Raw genomic sequence first — 19,278 nt, 5'->3', positions numbered from 1 at the left:
GGTTTTTTACATGAAAATCGCTTTACTCGGAGCAACAGGAAGAGTCGGACAGGCTTTTATAAAAGAAGCGCAGAAACACGGACACATTGAGATATTCGCTCTTGTCAGATCTGCCGGAACGGCCCTTCCCATTTCTGAAAAACATATCATAACAGGGAATGCCAGACGGCGGGAGGATATCGGCCGATTGATTTCTAAAGCGGACACAGTCGTGAGCTGTCTCGGCACGGATGGCGACGATACCCTTTCAGCCGCTATGATCCATATAGTAGACAGCATGAAACAGCATCATGTTCAGCGTCTGATTACGATCGGAACCGCGGGTATACTTCAATCACGGCTTATGCCTGACAAATACCGTTTTGAATCGTCAGAATCAAAACGAAAATCAACAAGAGCCGCAAAGGAACACGCCCGCGTATACGAGATGCTTCTGGCAGAGGATATTGACTGGACGATCATCTGCCCCACCTACCTTCCTGACGGAGAAGCTGCCGGAGTTTACCGGTTCGAACAAGATCAGCTTCCTGAAGGCGGGACTAAAATCACCGTCGGAGACACGGCGCATTTTCTTTACCGTGAACTGATGAACCCGCAGTTTGTCAGAAAACGGGTGGGACTGGCTTACTAAATTGAAAAAGGGCGAATCTTTTGATTCACCCTCCTCCTGATTACACCGCGGACTGCGCCGTTCCTTTCTGCAATTCATACATTTGATAGTACTGCCCCTTTTGCGCCATTAATTCGTCATGGCTTCCTTTTTCAATGATGCGCCCCTTTTCCAAAACGAGAATCTGGTCTGCGTGTCTGATCGTGGAAAGCCGGTGGGCGATAATAAATGTCGTGCGCCCTTCTTGCACCACGTGCAGCGCTTTTTGAATGATTGCTTCTGTTTCGGTGTCAATGTGCGCCGTCGCCTCATCCAAAATTAAAATGGCAGGATCGAACGCGAGCGCCCTTGCAAAAGAAATCAGCTGGCGCTGGCCTGAAGACAGTGTTCCGCCTTTTTCCGTGACGGGCTCCATGATGCCCTTCGGCAAGGATTGCAGAAGGCCTGCGGCGCCGACTTGCCGAAGCGCTTCTTCAGCCTGCTGCAGGGAAATACGCTGATCATCGAGGGTCACATTGGAGCCGATCGTTCCAGAGAAAAGATACGGATCTTGAAGCACGATCCCCATATGCGATCTCAGCTCCTGTCTTGACATGCCGTATATGCTTTTTCCGTCCAGCAGGATATCGCCTTTTTCGGCATCATAAAAACGGAACAGAAGATTCAGGATGGAGCTTTTGCCGGAACCCGTATGGCCGACGAGGGCGACCGTCTCGCCTTTTTCAGCTGTAAAGCTGATGTGTTTCAGCACCTCTTCTCCCTTTCGATACCCAAAAGAAACATCGCGGAATTCTACAGTCCCTTCCGCCTTTCTGTCTGCGGGAGCGCCTGTTTCTTCCGTTTCCTCCTCCTGTAAAAGCTCAAATACCCTGCCCGCGGACACACGAGCCAATTCAAGCTTTGAAAATTGGTTGACAATCCCCGTAACCGGCTGGAACAAACGGTTTAAATAATCAACAAACGCATATAAAACGCCGATCGAAACAATTCCGGCCGCACTCAGACTAGCGCCCCCGAAATACCAGATCAGCCCGACAAACGCCAGATTGCGCAACACATTGACAAGACTGTGGGACATGAGGGAATTTAAAGACAGCATTTTGTTCTTATAGCGGAAATGAGCTTCATTCAATTCTTCAAATTCCTTCATCGTTTCCTTCTCACGGCGAAACGCCTGAATAATCGGCATCCCTTGAATGGACTCATTCATTTTTGCATTGATGTCACTGTTAATGGAACGGATGTTTTGGTTGAAGACGGATGCGTATTTGCGGTACACAACCGACCAGATCATTAAGATCGGAATAATCAAAAGGCAGACGGCGGCCAGTCTGACATCAAGCATAAACAGCGCCGTAAAAATACCGAGCATGTAGACGCCGCTTGTGATAAACGTAGACAGCACCGTTACATATAAATCTCTGACCGCTTCTGTGTCATTCGTAATGCGGGCCACGACTTTTCCGGCAGGCAGATTATCAAAGTAGCGGATCGGCATTTTCTGAATGTGTGAAAATACATCCTGCCTCATACGCTGTATGATCCGGTTCGCTCCCATCTGCAGCAGGTAATGCTGGCCGTAATGAAAGCACACGGAAAACATGAGCAGTCCCGCGTAAATAGCGGTCAACTTCAGCAATCCTTTTATTTCCGGACGGTAAAATTGAAAAATTTCCTGTTTAGATAACGCAATAGCGGGATATGACCTGCTTTCTTTACCGTTTGATATCGTCAGCCGGCCGTCAGTCACCGAACGGTTTCCGTCAAAACTGACGGGACCCTCAACAAAATAGTAGGCCGCACCGACTTGATAAATGTGCGCCTCTCCGGTTTTCTCCGCCCCCGGTTTGAGCCGGTCCTCCCTGACATAATCATGCCCTCTGAACCTGACGGCGTCCGGATCGTCCCCAGAGGCTTTAACCCATGTTTTTTCAACGCCGAGAATATGGTCGTCAATCATTTTTTTTCCGATAAACGGGCCGGTCAGCTCAGTGCCGACCGCAATAATGAGCAGAACGACCGCCCATATCAGCAGCTTTTTGTATTGAAGCGCGTAATTCCATAATCTTCTTCCGGTCTTCATGCGCCCGTCCCCCCTTCTTCAAGAGAGGACAGCTGCTGCCTCTCATATTGTTCGCGATACCAGCCATTCTTCGCTAACAGCTCCTGATGCGTGCCTCTTTCAGACACCCGGCCTTCGTCCATGACGAGAATGAGATCTGCGTGTTCAACCGCCGAGAGCCGGTGAGTGGTAATAATCGTTGTTTTATGCCGCCGTTTTTTACGGATGCTGTCAATGATGGCAGCTTCCGTTTTCGCGTCTACCGCAGAAAGCGAATCATCTAATATGAGAATGTCCGGATCTGTCAAAAGCGCTCTCGCAATTGAGATGCGCTGTTTTTGTCCGCCGGAGAGCGCCACCCCCTTCTCGCCGACAAGCGTCTCAAGCCCTTCTGAAAGCATGCCGATATCTTGTTTAAAATGCGCATCCTTCAGCGCGCTGCCGATTTCCTCTTCGGTTGCGTCCTGCCGACCGTAAAGCAGATTTTCCTTCACCGTCTTTGAAAATAAAATATGATCCTGCGGCACATAGCCGATCCACCCTCGGAGCTTCTCAAGCGGAATCTCCTGAATCGGAACGCCTGTAAACGTGATGGCTCCCGCACCGGGCGGATATTCACGCAGCAGCTGCTTAATGATCGTCGTCTTTCCGCTTCCCGTTTTTCCGACAATGCCGAGTGTCTGCCCTTTCTCAACGGAAAATGATACATCGGAAACAGCCGGTACCGATCCGCTCGGGTACGTAAAAGTCACTTGTTCAAAAACAAGACGCCCGGGCTCCTTGATATCGGCGGGCTGCTTGGGCCCTGTCACATCAGGCTCATAGGAAAGGGTCTCATTGACACGGTCTAAGGAGGCATTGCCGCGCTGCATGATATTGATTAATTCTCCGATCGCAAACATCGGCCAGATCATCATTCCGAGATACACGTTAAACGATACCAGCTCTCCCAGCGTCAGCCGGTTTTGAAAAACGAGATAGGCGCCGTAGCCAAGACCGATGAGATAGCTGAGTCCGACAAGAAGTTTCACAGTCGGTTCAAAGAGTGAGTCAATAAACGCCACCTTCATGTTTTTCTCGTATACATCCGCCGTCATGTCACCGAAACGGCTGACATCATTTTTTTCCTGCACGAAAGCCCGAATGACACGCACGCCGGATACCGACTCCAGCACCTTGTCATTTAATGATCCGAAAGCATCCTGCGCTTCCGTAAACCGCTCATGGATCTTTTTTCCGTACAGACTGACCGCAGCCGCCATAATCGGCAGCGGAATAATCGCGGCAAATGTCAGCTTCCAGCTGATGAGAAGCCCCATTGTCAAAAATATCGTCAGCATATACATCGTCGAATCAACGAGCGTTAAGACCCCGAAGCCCGTCGTCATACTGACGGCCTGCAAATCATTCGTCCCCCGCGCCATTAAATCGCCCGTTCTGTATTTCTCAAAAAACGGCGGTGACATTTGAAGAAGCCTTCCCATCAGTTTTGATCGGAGAATTTTCTCCATGACATTCGCCCCGCCGAAAAGCTGGTACATCCAAAAATAGGACAGCAAATAAACGGCTGCCGTTAAAGCGAGAAACACACATATGTAAAACAGCATCCCGCTTTTCGTAAACACGCCCGCCTTCATATCGTCTATTGCGTTGCCGAGAAGTTTCGGCGGGAACATTTCAATGACATTCACAATCAATAACAGAACAATCGCTGTCGTATAGCGCAGCCAATAGGCTTTAAAAAACCAAGCGAGCTTTTTTAATACAGTAAACAAATACCGTCATCCCCTTTCATGAATCAGCCGCCATCAAGTTTTTCCGGATTGTTTTTCATTGTTTTCGCTAATACCGCCACATGCATCACACCTGTCTTTCCTTCATTTTTTTGTATAAAAAAAGACATGAAGCGTCAGCTCCATGCCTCTTATTATTATAAATAAGGTACAGACCCGCCTGTTATGCGCGACTGCACCGTTTTTAAGCAAATGTTCAGAAAACGGAAGATGTATGGCAGTCACGCCGGTATTCAGCTGAAGATGAGTTGACAAGCTTTAATTCTGACATGATCCATACCTCCTTTTTTCCTATATTATTCCTTTATCATATAAACGAATCCTTTTTTTGTCAATACAGGTTTTAGATTTCTTCCGTACGGGTATCGTTTTGTAAACCTTTTTTACTGAAAGGATGAGGCCGATGTTTCACGCGGACCGGTTGATTGCAGCTTTTGACGGAAGTGATGATAGCAAGAAAGCGCTTCAAAAAGCGATAGACCTTGCAAAAACATTTCACGCGAATTTAACGGTCGTACATTCTCACAATGCAAAAGATACCCAGACGATTGTCGATCCCCCGAGGCCGGGAGCCGGTGCCACGTATATCGGCGGCGGGATTGCAAGCGTTCCCGACCCGCTTCAAGCGGAAAGAATCCCCCCTGACCCGATGATTTATGAAGACCGTACGGAAGAAATCATTGCCGAAGCGAGAATGCTGATGAACGACAGCCAGATTGACGGGGATATCGACATTTTAGAAGGTGATCCCGCTGATGCCATTATCGAGCACGCCGACCGCATATCGGCGGATCTGATCGTCATGGGGAGCAGGGACCAGAACAGGCTGAAAAAACTTTTATTCGGAAGCGTCAGTGAAAAGCTGTCATCAAAATCCGACATTCCGGTGCTGATCGTAAAATAATCCTTTCTGTACAGCAGCTTAATCAAAAGCTGCTTTTTTAAAGCTCCCGGCTGTTTCCTCTTTTTTTCGGCATCACAAAAAAACTCGCCATGATCAAAAAATCAATGCACAGCACGACAGACCAGCCCTTCAACAGCCTGCTGAGCGCTTCGGTGCGGGAAGCGTCCTGAATGAGAAATACCGTTCCGGCTAAAAGAACGCCGCCGATGACAAACGCTAATACATGCCTTCCCCATCCTTTTGCATAATGTTTGGCATAATCCAGTCCGTACCGCTTGACCGGTTTTGCCCCTTCCTTTACGACATAATAGCGGAAACGCTCATCCGCCCATTGAATCATGCTTTTTCCGAAGGCGACAGACACTCCGATATAAACGGCCGCCACTGCATGCGCCATAGTCGCTGTCGCCCCTCTGTATAAATCAGCTGCAGCCGCCGCAAACAATACGGCATCAAGTAAAGGAATGAGAGCGAAAAAAAACATTCCGAGCTTTTGCCGCCTGAATAAATACCGCGCCGCCAACCCGAAGATGACAGCCGCCCAAAAAGCAGCCTCACAAATGACAATCAACCAAGCAATCGCGTTCAATCCGGTTCCCCCTTATCGTTTTCTAAAAAGCATTGTAACACCTCTTTTTATTTAATACAATTGTATTATAAAATTGCAAGAAATATTTTTTCCTGTTACACTGGAGACATGCCTAAAATCATCGATCATGAAAAAAGAAGAAAACAAATAGCCGAAGCCACTTGGCGGACGATTTTGGAGCGGGGCATGGAAGGAGCGACAGTGAGAAACATCGCCCGGGAAGCGGGTCTTTCTTTAGGCGCGCTGAGGCACTATTTCACCACTCAGGACGAACTTTTAGGGTATGCGATGACCCTCGTAAAAGAAAAAGCGGCCGCCAGAATTAACGAAGTTGCCATGAAAGATCTGCCGCCGAAAGAAAAAGCGGTGCGTCTGATGCTTGAAATCATCCCGACAGATGAAGAAACGATGGCTGAAATGGAGGTATGGTTCGCTTTCACAGCTTATGCCAGACATAAGGGAGAAGAGTTTCATCCCCAGCATGACGGGATCTTGGCATATATCCGCGGTCTGATTGACTGGCTGGATGATAATAAGCATCTGAAACCAAATCTTGATAAAGAGACAGAAGCGGAGAAATTGTATGCCATTGCCGACGGATTGGCGCTGCATGCACTGCTTGAACCTGAGCGTCTTTCAAAAGAGAAAATCTCCCGCGTGCTCGTTCAGCATGTCGAGTCTCTTTTTATCTGACAGAAGCAAAAAGGCCGGATGTGTTTCCGGCCTTTTTCCGTTTATGACTGAACGCCGATCTCCTGCTGAATGCTCAATTGAAAAGCCTCTTGAATCGTTTTGGCCACAGGACCCGGCACACCGCTGCCGACCGGTTTTCCGTCGAGAGTTACGATCGGGATTAGTTCAGAGGTTGTCGACGAGATGAAAATTTCATCCGCGTTTCTGAGTTCGTCTTCAGTAAGGGGCTTCTCCCGCACCTCAATCCCGTTTTCTTTCATCAGCCCTAAAAGTTTCATCCGCGTAATGCCGTTTAAAATCAGCTCATTTGCAGGATGCGTCCGGACGGTGCCATTTATGACGGCGTATACATTGGAAGAGGTTCCTTCCGTGACCGCTCCGTCCCTTATCAGCACCGCTTCATAAGCGCCTGCTTCATAGGCTTTTTGTTTTACCATCACATTATACAGTAAATTCAGACTCTTAATGTCACACCTCAGCCAGCGCTTGTCTTCGGCCGTTATGGCCTGCGCCCCTGCTTTTTGTTCATTTTCCGGTTTTTTCACTGAAAAGGTGTATGCTGTCGTCTGCGGCTCCAATCCTTCATCATACTGATGCTTCCGGGGCGCCTTCCCTCTCGTCGTCTGAATATAGACCCCGCCGTCAATGAGTTTGTTTTCCTGTACGAGCTTTTGGAGATCCCATTCTATGTCTTCTGCGGAGAACGGCAGGGTGATGCCGATTTCTGCGGCGCTTCTGAAAAGACGGCCGATATGCTCACGCAGACCGAATAAAACGCCGTTGTATACTCTGATGACTTCATACACACCGTCACCGAATTGATATCCGCGATCCTCAATATCAACTGCGGCTTCTTCACGATCAATCAACTGGCCGTTTACCAATGTCTTCATGTAAACCCTCCTCATCGTTATCTGCCGTGATGCGGATTCTCAGCTGTTATTGTCAACTATTCTATCATATTGAACAAGCAGGCAGCGGAGTTTATTTTTTTCTTAAAATCTTATTATTCGACATATTTTCTATGTCTTTTCCAGTTTTGTTCCTGTATACTTGATTCGACATACATATGCTGTTAACTTTTGGCACTATGCAAGCCTCTGCTGTTATCGGCATTATGAAGAAATTTATGCTACTGGAGAGATTGTTATGCGCAAGACAAAAGAAGGTGCTTCCCCTTCTCTGTTTTCATTAGCTTTTAAACTTACGAGTTTAGCAGTTTTGTGCGGACTGCTTCTGGTAATCGTCATAATGGGTTATTCCGCTTCCGCCGCAAAAAATAAACAGGTCACCGTGACTGCAAACGGGCAGCTTAGAGATGAAACAGAAAGCCTGCGGCTGAAAAACGATTCTCCCGACATCCTGCTTAAACATTTGCAGAAAGAGCGGGACACGGGAAAAAAAACGGTATATTTAACCTTTGACGACGGGCCGTCTCCTTATACTGAACAGCTGTTGAATGTATTGAAGGCAAATGGCGCAAAGGCCACTTTTTTTATGCTTGAACCGCGGATGAAAGCCTATAGACATTCCGTGCAAAGAGCGAATCAGGAAGGAATCGCGCTCGGCCTGCATGGCGTGACGCACGATAATCACCTGTTTTATCAAACACCGACATCGCCGCTGAAAGAAATGCAGCAGGGACGTGATACGCTCCAGGCCATCACGGGAGTGAAAACGGATCTTGTCCGCACGCCTTACGGCAGCAAACCGTCATTGACAGACACCCAGATCAAACATCTCGAAAGAGGCGGCTTCGTGTACTGGGACTGGACGATTGACAGTGAGGACTGGAAATACAAAAATGCCCGGTACGTGCCGGAAGTATTGAATCAGCTCGCATATTTGGAAAGCGTCCATACGAGCAGGCCGCATGTCATTTTAATGCACGATCTGCCTGCGACCGTGCATGCTTTGCCGAGCCTGATCCAAAAACTGAAAGCCCAAGGCTACTCCTTTGATATTCTGACGGACCAGATGATTCCCGTCCATGAATAAGAAAAAGCCGGATCTGTATATGATCCGGCTTTTTTTATATCGCGGCGCTGATCCGCTTTGCAAATTCACCGATCTTCTCATGGATGACAAGATCAAATAAATGGTCGCAATATGTCGGCTCAAGATTAATGATCACCTGCTTCAAACCGGGAATCCGGCTCGCATCCTCAGGGACAAACCTTGCCGGCGCCACCTCAAGCGAAGTGCCGATCACAAGAAGGAGATCAGCTTGATCAAGCTTTTCATAAAGGGTTTCAAAATGCTGGACGAGATCGCCGAAAAGTACGACATCCGTCTTTAATACAGTGCCGCAAACCGCATGATCTCCGGTTTCCGCCGTACATTCCGGCACTTCTTCCTTCAGCAGATGAGAAAGCCCGTAGCGCGCTCCGCAGCGGGGGCATGCGGCGGTCTGAATTGAACCGTGAAGCTCATAGACACTGCTGCTTCCCGCTTTCTTATGCAGCCCGTCAATATTCTGCGTGAAAATGTCTACCTGCTTTCCCCGCTTTTCAAGGTCTGCCAAATACTTATGGCCGGCATTCGGTTCATAGCTTCCGCTCATTTTCATCTGAAACAGCTGTTTGAATTTGGGCCAGAAGTCACGCGGACGGCGTTCAAAGTATTCCCTGCTCATCGCTTCCATTCTGGAGGTGTCTTCGGTCCATATACCGCCCGCCGAACGAAAATCCGGAATGCCTGATTCCGTGCTCATTCCCGCTCCCGTCAGCACCACGATACGTTCAGCCTGATTGATCAATGTCATAAACGCTTCCACTCTTCCACCGCCTTTTCTTTTTATCATATCATGAAAAAAGAACGGCGCCTGTTATGCCCGTTCTTTTTCTCCGGAATGATCCTTCACATGAACCGGATCATCGTGGCTTTTCTGTTTTACGAATACATTCTGGCCCGGATAGGCGAATTCCACGCCTTCCTCCGCAAAAATATCAATAATCCGGCGGTTGATATCCTGCCGCACGTCCAGGCTTTCCGCCCAAACGATGGTCTTAGTGTAAAAGTTGAAAAAAAGATTGTAATAGCTGTCCGCAAACACGTCAAAGTTAACCATAATCGTATCATCATGCACGCCTTCATGTTCACGAAGCATTTCTCTGAGCCTCGTGATGCACCGCTCTAAACGATCAATCGGCGTCGCATAAGAGACACGAACGGAAAACGTGATCTGCCGCTTCGTCATTCTCGTCCAGTTTGTGATGGCTTCCATCGACAGCGTTGAATTGGGCACAGTGACGAGCGCCCCCTGCGCCGTCCGGAACCTTGTGCTTCGGAATGTGATATCTTCTACGCCTCCCGTCACAGATGACGTCTCGACCCAGTCGCCGATCGTAAACGGCTTCTCCGTAATGATGATAATGCCGCCGAAAAAATTGCTGATCGTATCTTTAGCCGCGAGCGCGAACGCCAATCCGCCAAGTCCGAGTCCGGCCACAAACCCATTTACATCATAATTGAATTCCTGTGCGATCACGCTGACGCTGAGTGCGAGAATGACAAAGCGCAGCACCTTAGATAAAAACGGCGCCAAAATGTCATCCATATCAAGCTCAAAGCGCTGATTGACTTTATGAAATAAAAAGGAAGACGCCGATGTCAGATTGCAAAGCCCCCAGGCGATCAGCGCTATGATCAGAGAGCGGTACATTTTTTTGACAATGTCCATCTGACCGTCTAAAAACGGCGAATACTCAATCGCTAAAAACAGCCCCAGCGCCACGAAAAACCACCTGGCCGGCTTATCAAACGCTACCGCAATCTGTTTGAATATATCGGTTTTCGGTTTGTTCGCCAATTTGTAAACAAGCTGGAAAAAGTATTTGACAAACAGCTTTCTCAAAATGAGAAAAGCCGCTAAAATCCCAATGCTGATACAGATCTGCAAAATATGGTCAAGAGTAAAAAAGCTCTTAAAATGTGTCACCATGGCATATACTCCTTTGTCTTGTCGAAAATCCATTATACTAAAACATTCGGACATCAGCTTCTTTTAATGTCTTTATGAAAGCCTGAAAAACCCCGGCAGCAGAACACAGCCGGGGTTTTTCACAAATTCGTTCATCTTTCAGCCAGATACAACAGGGGCAGGCACTATTTCTTCTTCGATTGTGTCTGATTCAGGAGAGTCGCTTTTTGGATCTCAGCATCGGTTTCGGCTTTAATTCTTTCCTCCACTTTCAATCTCCCTTTTCCCATGATCTCGCCTCCTTTTTGCCATTATAAATCATCACTGCGGAATGTAAACCGAAAAAAGCACTATCTTTTTTCCAAAAAAATACTGTTTCGCACATTCACCAGTTTGAATCGCTGTGCATATATGAATTTGATATAATAACAGAAATGCCCATGAGGGGAGCTGACAAGCTTGTATACCATCGCTCATCGCGGCGCATCCGGTTATGCGCCCGAAAATACATTTGCGGCATTTGATATCGCTGCCGAAATGAACGCTGATTTCATTGAGCTTGACGTCCAGCTCACAAAAGACGGACACATTGTCGTCATACATGATGACAGAGTCGACCGGACGACGGACGGCTCTGGTTTTGTAAAAGATTTCACGCTGAAGCAGCTGCAGTCCCTGGACGCCGGCAGCTGGTACGGGGCTGAGTTTAAAGGGGAACGGATTCCCCTGCTCGAAGAGGTCTTGAAGCGTTACCATTCTAAAATCGGATTTTTAATTGAACTGAAAGGGCACGCTTCTCAAGTCGGTCTTGAAAAAGCAGTCGGCCGGCTGTTAAGCAGGTTTACCTTTTCCATGCATCATATCGTTCAATCTTTCAGCCTGAAGTCGATTCAGGCCTTTCATGATATGTATCCGTCCGTTCCGACTGCAATTATTGCTAGGCCCAGCTTCGGGAGGTTTTCCAGAAGCCAGCTGAACGCCTACAAATCAGCCGTACATTATGTCAATATTAAATATACCCGCCTGAATCGGTTCTTGATTTCCACCGCTCACAAACACGGTCTGAAAGTATTTGCCTGGACGGTCAGAAATCAAAAGACGGCCGAAAAGCTGCAAATGATGGAAGTTGACGGCATTGTAACTGATTTTCCGGATTTTATTTCTAAGGATGGCTGATATGAAACAATACTTTGCAATTTTTATCGGAGGGGCGCTCGGCGCTTTGCTCCGCTTTGAAATGAGCACACACATTCACAGCCGATCATTCCCGGCGGCTGCTTTCCTCGAAAACGCGGCGGGAAGCCTTTTACTCGGCCTTATCACGGGTTATTTTCTCATTCGGGCTAAACGCCCTCTCCTGACCGCCTTTTTCGGAACCGGTTTTTGCGGAGGTTTCACGACGATGTCCACCTTCGCAAAAGAAACCGTCTTTTTGCTGCAATCGTCTCCCGCAACAGCTTTTTGTTATGCTGCCGCGACTTTATTCGCCGGTCTTGCCCTTGCATACGCCGGCATTTTCTGGGGACGGCGGATTGCGCTTCGCATCGCGGGAAGGGGGCATGATACGCCATGACGATTGTCTTGATGCTTATTGCAGCGGGAATCGGAGCGGTATTACGGTTTCTGCTGGGGCAAACCGTTTCAGAAAGGACAAAGGGTTTGCCGATTCCGCTTGGAATGGCTGCGGTCAACCTGCTCGGCTCCTTCGGCCTCGGCATGTTCACCGGATTGGGTCTGGATAATCCTTCAGCCGGCATCATCATTGCGACAGGCTTTTTCGGTGCGTTTACGACCTTTTCCACCTTCAGTATTGAAGCCGTGCAGCTGATGATGAACAACCGCATAAAGGAAAGCCTGCTTTACATCGCAGTTTCAGCAGCCGGAAGCCTTTTGGTGTTCTGGTGCGGCTTCATTATCATTTCCATTTAAAAAAACCTTGAGCTTATTTTTCGCTCAAGGTTGCGTTATGAAGCATGACCGTTTCAGGCACGGGCAGCGGGCGGTTTATTGTCCCCTGACCGCCCGGGCGGCCCTGTTCTTCTTTTAATTCAAGCTGTTTAATAAACCGGCCGTCCATTTCTAAGATAAGGGCAGTGTATCCCCCAATCTGTATCGACTCACCCGCACAAATATCAATATTCCGCTTCAGCACAAGGCCGCCGATCGTGTCGACTTCCTCTTCAATCTCTGCGCCGAGCAGATGATTCACCTGATCGATCCGAACCTTTCCGTCCAGAACATAATGACGTTCGGACAGCTTTTGAATCAGCGGCTGTTCATCTTCATCAAATTCGTCTCTGATATCCCCGACGATTTCTTCAAGGATGTCTTCGGTCGTCACAAGACCGGACGTCCCGCCGTATTCATCAGACAATATCGCCAGATGAATCCGCTCTCTCTGCATTTTTATCAGCAGGTCGTGTATCGGAATCGTCTCAATGACTTCAATGACCGGGCGGACGTAAGACGTGATGGATACTTCCGCTTTTTCATCTTCTGTCATAAACAGCAGATCTGAAAAAAGATGCTTCGTATTGATCATGCCGATGACGCTGTCTTTGTCCCCGTCTGTTACGGGCCATCGCGTATACTTGTCTTTCAGCATCATATCAAGCATTTCCGGCACGGTCATATCAGTGGAAACAGCGGCGATTTCTTTTCTCGGAATCATGATTTCCCTGGCGATCCGATTATCAAATTCAAAAATTTTATTCACAAATGTATATTCGGACGGATTGATTTCTCCGTTTTTTAAACTTTCTGACAGCAGGATCCGCAGCTCTTCTTCAGAATGGGAGCCTTCATGCTCAGACGCCAGCTTTAATCCGGCCAGACCGGTTAAAATCCTCGCGGAGCCGTTTAAGACCCAAATAAACGGGAACATGAACACGTAAAATAACCGAAGCGGCCCGGCAATCCATAGCGTCAGCTTTTCCGCTTTTTGAATCGCAACCGTTTTAGGCGCAAGCTCACCGACGACGACATGTAAAAACGTAATCAGCCCGTACGCCGCAGCAAACGCAATCACATGCTCAGCAGAATCCGGCAGCCCCATACTCTGTAACACAGGATGAAGCATCCGCTCAAATGCAGGCTCTCCCAGTACGCCGAGCCCGATAGAAGTCAGTGTAATGCCGAGCTGCGAAGCGGATAAATACTCATCAAGATCCGTAATGATACGCTTTGCGAGCACTGCCCGTCTGTTCCCTTCTGAGATGAGCTGATCGATTCTGGATCTCCTCACTCTGACGATCGCAAATTCACTCGCCACGAAAAACGCCGTTAACGCAATGAGCACACCGATTAAAATCAAACTGTCAATATCGTCCATTTCACCTTATCCCGAATTGAAGGATAAGGACGTCACCTCCTGATTTCATCGTTTTTTCTTAAGCGAGAGGAACGAAATGGGCGATTGACTACACAGAGGGCCCCATCCTGCCACCTCCTAAGTCAAAGCATGATTGTCATTTGTATATTTTATTGTATCATAACTCCATTCTTTCATCATTTTCAGATTTTTTATCATATAAAAAACAGCCTTCAAAAAAGAAGACTGCCGTTATCTGCTTCGGAAATGATTTTCTAAACAAAGCGCTGTATTAATCCCCCCGAATCCCATGCTTAAACTCAACGCATGGTGTACGGTATGGGCGCTCGGCCCGTCGGTCACCCACTGAAATGAATCGTCAATCGGCTCCGTTAAATTGCGGGTCGGATGAAGCTTGGATTCCCGCATCTGCAATAGTGCGGCAATGATTTCCACCGTTCCGGCCGCACTCAGGCCGTGTCCGGTAATCGATTTTGTCGCATTAATCCGCGCGTGGGCCAGACCGCTTTCAGAAAGCGCCCGGCACTCAGTTTTATCTCCGATCGGCGAACCGGTGCCGTGGGGATTGATGTAATCAATTTCTTTTGCTGAAAGACCGGCCCGCTCCAGTGCCTGGCGGATCACCGTCATTTCGCCCTCTGCTGAAGGATTCGGGTTGCGGTTCGCATCAGAAGCCATCCCCCAGCCCTTTAAGCCGGCCCACGAACGCGCGCCCCTCTGTTCGGCAGATTCAGCGCGTTCCAGCACAATCGCCCCGCATGCTTCTCCGAATATAAAACCGTCCGTATGCCGGTCAAACGGGCGGCAGGCGGCTTCAGGATGTTCAGCGAATTGATCAGTGCCCATTGCTCCCAATGACCGGAGAGCGTGACACTCCATATACGACAGATCGGCCAGCGCCCCGATCACGATACAGCGGTCAAACAGGCCGCCATTGATACCTTGGACAGCCTGGATAACCGCCGCCTGGCCGCTTGCCGACGCGCCGCCGACCGTAAAGGCCGGCCCTTTTATCCCGAATTGCTCGGTGCAAAGCCCTGATAGATCACTATCCATAAAAGAAAGCCCGTACACCGGATTTACAAATTGCGGCGTTTCGCCGTTTTTCTCAAAGGTCTGCAGCAGTTCGCGCTGCGTCGTATTCGAGCCGCCGACGATCAGACCGGTGCGGCTGTGATCAGCACCGTCTAATTGAGCGTCATGCCACGCTTCATATAAAGCGATAAGCGCCGCCTTCCCTGATAATGCGGCCCTTCGGTACAAGCGTTTGGACAGCGCATCCGGCGGCGTTAATTCGGTAAGCTCCGCGCCGATAAACGAACTGCCCTTCTGCCGGCCGGGGCGTTTCATCACATCAAAAGCGTGCCGCCCTTCCATAAGCGCATCAAGAAACGCCTCTTTGCCCTGTCCGACCGCGGTTAAGACCCCGATTCCTGTAATGCTGATGTCTGACGTGCCAACACTTCTCCTCGACATTTGCCCGTTCTCCCATCTTTATGTATTGGAAGCTATGAAGAAAAATCTTGATACAGCGCTTTGAAAATGTCCCGCGACTGTCTGATCTGTTCTATAGGCACGCTGAAAGATAGGCGGAAATAGCCGCTTCTTCCAAATCCGCTGCCAGGTACGATCAATAGTTTGTATTTCTGTGCGGCATGCATGCAGAATGCCACCTCGTCTTCAATCGGTGATTTAGGAAAGACGAAAAAGCCTCCCTTCGGCATTTCAAATTCGAAGCCGGCTTCTGTGAGGATGTCCACCATAAGGTCTCTGCGCTTACGGTAAGGTTCAGCGTCAATCGAAAGAACATCCATTTTCGCCACGGCGCGCTGCATCATGACCGGAGCGTTCACAAAGCCGAGCGTCCGGTTGCAGAAAACGAACGCATCCGTCAGAAGATCCCCCTCAGGCATTTGGGCGTCAACTGCGATATACCCAAGCCTTTCCCCCGCAATGCCGAGATCTTTACTGAACGAACTGACTAAAATCACGCGGTGATACGCCTGAAACGGATTCGCCTGCTCTTCGCCGTAGATCAGCTGGCTGTATGGTTCGTCAAATAAAATAAAGATGCTTTGTCCGTTCCGTTCCTCGGCTTCTTTTAGTAAGGCGCCCAATTCATTAAGATTTTTCTGGCTCAGCACCGTTCCCGTCGGATTATGCGGCGTATTGACGATCAGCCCTTTCGTACGGGGAGTGATCGCTTCTCTCACCGCTTCAATATCAATCTCAAATGAGTCAGTCAGCGGACAGATGACGGATCTGCCGCGGTAATTTTCAACATACGCTTTGTATTCCGCAAAATAAGGCGCCAGAAGGATGACTTCTTCCTCCGGGTTCAATATGCTCTTGAGCGCAACATTCAGCGCTCCGCCGGCTCCGACCGTCATCACTGTATGTCTGGCAGAAATTTCAGTCTGGAACCGCTCTGACAAAAAGCCCGCAACTTTCTCTCTCGCCTCCGGAAGCCCTTGGTTTTGTATATATCCGTGCCGTCCTGTTTCAGCCGCTTCGCAAAGCGCCTTTTTAAATGTTTCCGGAGGCTCCGCAACCGGATTTCCTATAGAAAAGTCAAACACCTTATCGGCGCCGAATTCTTTTTTCAGTCGCGCGCCTTCATCAAATAGTTTGCGTATCCATGATCCTTTATCCAGATTTTCTGTCACTTCCCGTGATAAACCGCCCATTGTCATCTGTCCCTTCTGTCTTTTTCTGCCGTTTCTATTTACAATGATTATGAAAGATTTACATAGCGCAGTCAACGCTTTTTCAGGATCATGCCGCCCGGATTCAAGAGAAAGACGGAAAACAATAAACTTGTGCAAACTCCCCTTCATATATTAAACTATTCTCATAACTATAACGTGATGGTTGGGGAGGGATTTAGATGGGGCTGAGACTTATCGCATCAGTGAATTAGCAGAGCTTGCCGGTGTAACGAAACGCACGGTGGATTACTACACAAACCTCGGGCTTTTAAAGCCTGGCAGGTCTTGTTCAAACTATCGTTACTACGATACACTTGCACTCAACCGGTTAAAGTTTATAGTCGCTTGTAAAAAGCAGCGATTGGCCCTGTCTGATATAAAAGACCGACTGGAGAACCAGTTTCCCTCTTCAGCCTTGCCTGACGATATTGGAAATCTGGCATCGGAAATTGATCACATGAATCAAAACATCTCCGGGATCTTGCATCGGTTTGAAAAGCTTGAACCAGAGGAGCGCGCACAGCTGAAAAAAAAGCTGGCTCCTGAAAAGCTTGCAGTGCTTCAATCATTTATGCTGCTGTTAAGTTAAACCATTATCTTACTAACAGGAGGTGTTACCTTCATCTTCCCAAAAGGAGTGAAGGTTCTAATTGGACATTGTGAATTTGATTTTAGTCGCGGTTTTAATCGCGCTGACGGCATTTTTCGTAGCATCTGAGTTTGCGATAATCAGAATCAGAGGCTCACGGGTTGACCAGCTTATAGCAGAAGGAAATAAAGCCGCAATCGGTGTCAAAAAAGTGACCACGCATTTAGATGAGTATTTATCAGCGTGCCAGCTCGGCATAACATTGACTTCAATTGGTCTTGGTGTCTTAGGCGAATCAACGATTGAACGCCTGCTTCATCCGCTTTTCACAAAGATAAATGTACCAAGCTCACTATCGCACATTATTTCATTTATTCTCGCCTACGCGGTCATTACGTTTTTACACGTGGTCGTCGGAGAATTAGCGCCGAAAACAGTCGCCATCCAAAAAGCGGAAGCCGTTTCGATGCTGTTTTCAAAACCGCTCATTTGGTTTTACCGCATCATGTTCCCGTTTATCTGGCTTCTGAACAACTCCGCCCGTCTTTTAACGAAGATGTTCGGCCTGGAGCCGGTGTCAGAAAACGAGCTTGCCCACTCTGAAGAAGAGCTGCGCATCATTTTATCGGAAAGCTATAAAAGCGGTGAAATCAACCAGTCTGAATTTAAATACGTGAACAAAATCTTTGAATTTGACGACAGACTTGCAAAAGAAATCATGATTCCGCGTACGGAAATCGTCAGTCTGCCGCATGATATCAAAATTTCTGAAATGATGGACATCATTCAGATTGAAAAATATACCCGTTACCCTGTCGAAGAGGGTGACAAAGATAATATTATCGGCGTCATTAACATTAAAGAAGTGCTGACCGCCTGCATCAGCGGCGAGGTATCAGTCGACTCGCCGATTACTGAATTTGTCAATCCGATCATCCATGTAATTGAGTCGGCACCGATTCACGACCTGCTTGTGAAAATGCAGAAGGAGCGGGTTCATATGGCGATTCTGTCGGACGAATACGGCGGAACCGCGGGACTTGTCACCGTTGAAGACATCATCGAAGAAATCGTCGGGGAAATCCGTGATGAATTTGATATAGATGAAATCAACGAAATCCGCAAACTCGGCGACGGTCATTACATGCTTGACGGTAAGGTTCTGATTGATCAAGTGAACGAACTGCTCGGCATCCATTTAGAAAATGACGAAGTCGACACTATCGGCGGCTGGTTCCTTACACAGAAATACGACGTCGAACAATACGACTCGATTATCGAAGAAGGCTGTGAATTTATTATTAATGAAATTGACGGCCATCACGTCGCATATATCGAAGTGAAAAAACTGGCGTTTGATGAACTGCTGGAAACCGCTGAACAAAAAGAAGCATAACCAAAAAAAGCTTGCGCGTCTGATACAGACGGCAAGCTTTTTTGTTTACATTTGTTCCAATTTTTTCTCAAGGTCTTTAATTCTGGCATTCAGCTCTTCTGTCATGGCCGCAAGCCTCTCCTTCGGCGCAAGGTCGGCAAAGTCCTCCAAAAAAATCGGCTTGCCGATGATAAGCCGCATTTTTCCCTTTTTAAACAGTTCTTTTCCCGCAGACGGTCCGCTGTATGCGGCCGGAACGAGCGGCGCTTTCCCCATTTGGGCGATAGTCACGGCCCCTCTTTTCAGCGGGACGTCTTCAGAAGTTCTCGTGCCGCTTGGAAAAATCCCGACAATCTTCCCTTCCTTCAGAAGCTTAATCGGCGTTTTAATGCTGCTCGGACCAGGATTTTCACGATCAACCGGAAACGCGTGAATCTTCTTCAAAAAACTTCCGATCCACTTTTTCTGAAACAGCTCTTTTTTCGCCATATAATGAATCTGATGAGGCAATATTCCGACTCCGAGCGTAAGGACGTCCACCCAGCCCGCATGCGTGCAGGCGATAACGAATCCTTTATCAGACGGAAGATTCTCTTTATTGTATACTTTGACTCCTCCGCGCAGAGAAAGAATGAATTTGATGGCATTTGCACAAAACTTATACATAACGCACTTCCTTTGTTGTAATGATCAAAAGTGTTC

Annotated in this window: 20 protein-coding genes; 9 read left to right on the top strand and 11 right to left on the bottom strand. The window is 48.1% G+C overall.

Going from position 1 to position 19,278, the window contains the following annotated elements; translation table 11 throughout:
- Nucleotides 1–10 precede the first annotated feature (10 nt).
- Nucleotides 11–631 (top strand): NAD(P)-dependent oxidoreductase, encoded by a 621-nt coding sequence (locus tag AC1DN5_RS12725; RefSeq protein WP_047476679.1) that lies wholly within the window; start codon nt 11–13, stop codon nt 629–631.
- A 40-nt stretch (nt 632–671) separates the two neighbouring features.
- Here the strand turns inward: AC1DN5_RS12725 and bmrD are convergent, their stop codons facing one another.
- Complete coding sequence (gene bmrD, locus AC1DN5_RS12720; RefSeq protein WP_366969606.1) at nt 672–2,693, bottom strand: multidrug resistance ABC transporter ATP-binding protein/permease BmrD; 2,022 nt, start codon at nt 2,691–2,693, stop codon at nt 672–674.
- Nucleotides 2,690–4,447, bottom strand: a complete 1,758-nt coding sequence (bmrC, locus tag AC1DN5_RS12715; protein ID WP_366969608.1) for a multidrug ABC transporter ATP-binding protein BmrC — start codon at nt 4,445–4,447, stop codon at nt 2,690–2,692. Before bmrC ends, bmrD begins: the two co-directional genes overlap by 4 nt.
- 421 nt (nt 4,448–4,868) lie before the next feature.
- On the opposite strand from bmrC, the gene AC1DN5_RS12710 reads away from it, so the two are divergent.
- On the top strand, nt 4,869–5,369 hold the full coding sequence (locus AC1DN5_RS12710) for a universal stress protein (RefSeq protein WP_045927089.1): 501 nt from the start codon (nt 4,869–4,871) through the stop codon (nt 5,367–5,369).
- A gap of 37 nt (nt 5,370–5,406) precedes the next feature.
- Here AC1DN5_RS12710 and AC1DN5_RS12705 read toward each other — a convergent pair whose 3' ends face one another.
- A complete protein-coding gene (locus AC1DN5_RS12705) occupies nt 5,407–5,958 on the bottom strand; it encodes a hypothetical protein (protein ID WP_016938373.1) in 552 nt (183 codons plus the stop codon).
- A 108-nt stretch (nt 5,959–6,066) separates the two neighbouring features.
- Between AC1DN5_RS12705 and AC1DN5_RS12700 the strand changes: the two genes are divergently transcribed.
- The gene (locus AC1DN5_RS12700; protein ID WP_016938374.1) at nt 6,067–6,651 is read left to right on the top strand and encodes a TetR/AcrR family transcriptional regulator; all 585 of its coding nucleotides are present in this window, start codon (nt 6,067–6,069) and stop codon (nt 6,649–6,651) included.
- A 41-nt stretch (nt 6,652–6,692) separates the two neighbouring features.
- Here AC1DN5_RS12700 and dat read toward each other — a convergent pair whose 3' ends face one another.
- Nucleotides 6,693–7,544, bottom strand: coding sequence for a D-amino-acid transaminase (gene dat / locus AC1DN5_RS12695; protein ID WP_099745088.1), 852 nt, complete (start codon nt 7,542–7,544; stop codon nt 6,693–6,695).
- A gap of 256 nt (nt 7,545–7,800) precedes the next feature.
- On the opposite strand from dat, the gene AC1DN5_RS12690 reads away from it, so the two are divergent.
- On the top strand, nt 7,801–8,649 hold the full coding sequence (locus AC1DN5_RS12690; protein WP_016938376.1) for a polysaccharide deacetylase family protein: 849 nt from the start codon (nt 7,801–7,803) through the stop codon (nt 8,647–8,649).
- Between the two features lie 34 nt (nt 8,650–8,683).
- Here AC1DN5_RS12690 and AC1DN5_RS12685 read toward each other — a convergent pair whose 3' ends face one another.
- From AC1DN5_RS12685 to AC1DN5_RS12675, 3 genes are all read right to left on the bottom strand, one after another.
- A complete protein-coding gene (locus tag AC1DN5_RS12685; protein ID WP_406795070.1) occupies nt 8,684–9,415 on the bottom strand; it encodes an NAD-dependent protein deacylase in 732 nt (243 codons plus the stop codon).
- Nucleotides 9,416–9,478: 63 nt separating this feature from the next.
- Nucleotides 9,479–10,594, bottom strand: coding sequence for a mechanosensitive ion channel family protein (locus tag AC1DN5_RS12680; RefSeq protein ID WP_016938378.1), 1,116 nt, complete (start codon nt 10,592–10,594; stop codon nt 9,479–9,481).
- A gap of 164 nt (nt 10,595–10,758) precedes the next feature.
- Nucleotides 10,759–10,863, bottom strand: coding sequence for a YhdX family protein (locus AC1DN5_RS12675; RefSeq protein WP_016938379.1), 105 nt, complete (start codon nt 10,861–10,863; stop codon nt 10,759–10,761).
- A 169-nt stretch (nt 10,864–11,032) separates the two neighbouring features.
- Here AC1DN5_RS12675 and AC1DN5_RS12670 point away from each other — a divergent pair, with 169 nt between their 5' ends.
- From AC1DN5_RS12670 to crcB, 3 genes are read left to right on the top strand one after another with little or no spacing between them, the layout of a single operon-like run.
- Nucleotides 11,033–11,749, top strand: coding sequence for a glycerophosphodiester phosphodiesterase (locus AC1DN5_RS12670; RefSeq protein WP_366969609.1), 717 nt, complete (start codon nt 11,033–11,035; stop codon nt 11,747–11,749).
- A gap of 1 nt (nt 11,750) precedes the next feature.
- Nucleotides 11,751–12,146: a fluoride efflux transporter FluC gene (locus tag AC1DN5_RS12665; RefSeq protein ID WP_366969610.1), complete on the top strand. Its 396-nt coding sequence runs from the start codon at nt 11,751–11,753 to the stop codon at nt 12,144–12,146.
- Nucleotides 12,143–12,502: a fluoride efflux transporter CrcB gene (crcB, locus tag AC1DN5_RS12660; protein WP_045927082.1), complete on the top strand. Its 360-nt coding sequence runs from the start codon at nt 12,143–12,145 to the stop codon at nt 12,500–12,502. The genes AC1DN5_RS12665 and crcB overlap by 4 nt, the downstream gene beginning before the upstream one ends.
- Nucleotides 12,503–12,515: 13 nt before the next feature.
- On the opposite strand, the gene AC1DN5_RS12655 is transcribed toward crcB, so the two are convergent.
- The 3 genes from AC1DN5_RS12655 to AC1DN5_RS12645 all read right to left on the bottom strand — a co-directional run bounded on the left by AC1DN5_RS12655 (nt 12,516) and on the right by AC1DN5_RS12645 (nt 16,597).
- Complete coding sequence (locus tag AC1DN5_RS12655) at nt 12,516–13,904, bottom strand: hemolysin family protein (protein ID WP_366969611.1); 1,389 nt, start codon at nt 13,902–13,904, stop codon at nt 12,516–12,518.
- 231 nt (nt 13,905–14,135) lie between these two features.
- Nucleotides 14,136–15,380 carry a beta-ketoacyl synthase N-terminal-like domain-containing protein gene (locus AC1DN5_RS12650; RefSeq protein WP_188153853.1) on the bottom strand — a complete coding sequence of 415 codons (1,245 nt, stop codon included), beginning with the start codon at nt 15,378–15,380 and terminating at the stop codon, nt 14,136–14,138.
- Between the two features lie 32 nt (nt 15,381–15,412).
- Nucleotides 15,413–16,597 carry a pyridoxal phosphate-dependent aminotransferase gene (locus AC1DN5_RS12645; protein ID WP_366969612.1) on the bottom strand — a complete coding sequence of 395 codons (1,185 nt, stop codon included), beginning with the start codon at nt 16,595–16,597 and terminating at the stop codon, nt 15,413–15,415.
- Nucleotides 16,598–16,775: 178 nt separating this feature from the next.
- Between AC1DN5_RS12645 and AC1DN5_RS12640 the strand changes: the two genes are divergently transcribed.
- Entirely contained in the window at nt 16,776–17,201 is a 426-nt protein-coding gene (locus AC1DN5_RS12640) for a MerR family transcriptional regulator (protein ID WP_016938386.1), read from the top strand.
- 61 nt (nt 17,202–17,262) lie between these two features.
- A complete protein-coding gene (locus AC1DN5_RS12635; protein WP_016938387.1) occupies nt 17,263–18,597 on the top strand; it encodes a hemolysin family protein in 1,335 nt (444 codons plus the stop codon).
- A gap of 45 nt (nt 18,598–18,642) precedes the next feature.
- On the opposite strand, the gene AC1DN5_RS12630 is transcribed toward AC1DN5_RS12635, so the two are convergent.
- Nucleotides 18,643–19,242: a lysophospholipid acyltransferase family protein gene (locus AC1DN5_RS12630; RefSeq protein ID WP_045927079.1), complete on the bottom strand. Its 600-nt coding sequence runs from the start codon at nt 19,240–19,242 to the stop codon at nt 18,643–18,645.
- Between the last annotated feature and the right edge of the window lie 36 nt (nt 19,243–19,278).

The sequence above is a fragment of the Bacillus sp. 01N42_2 genome (assembly GCF_056399565.1).
This window is presented reverse-complemented; position numbering and strand designations above follow the sequence as displayed.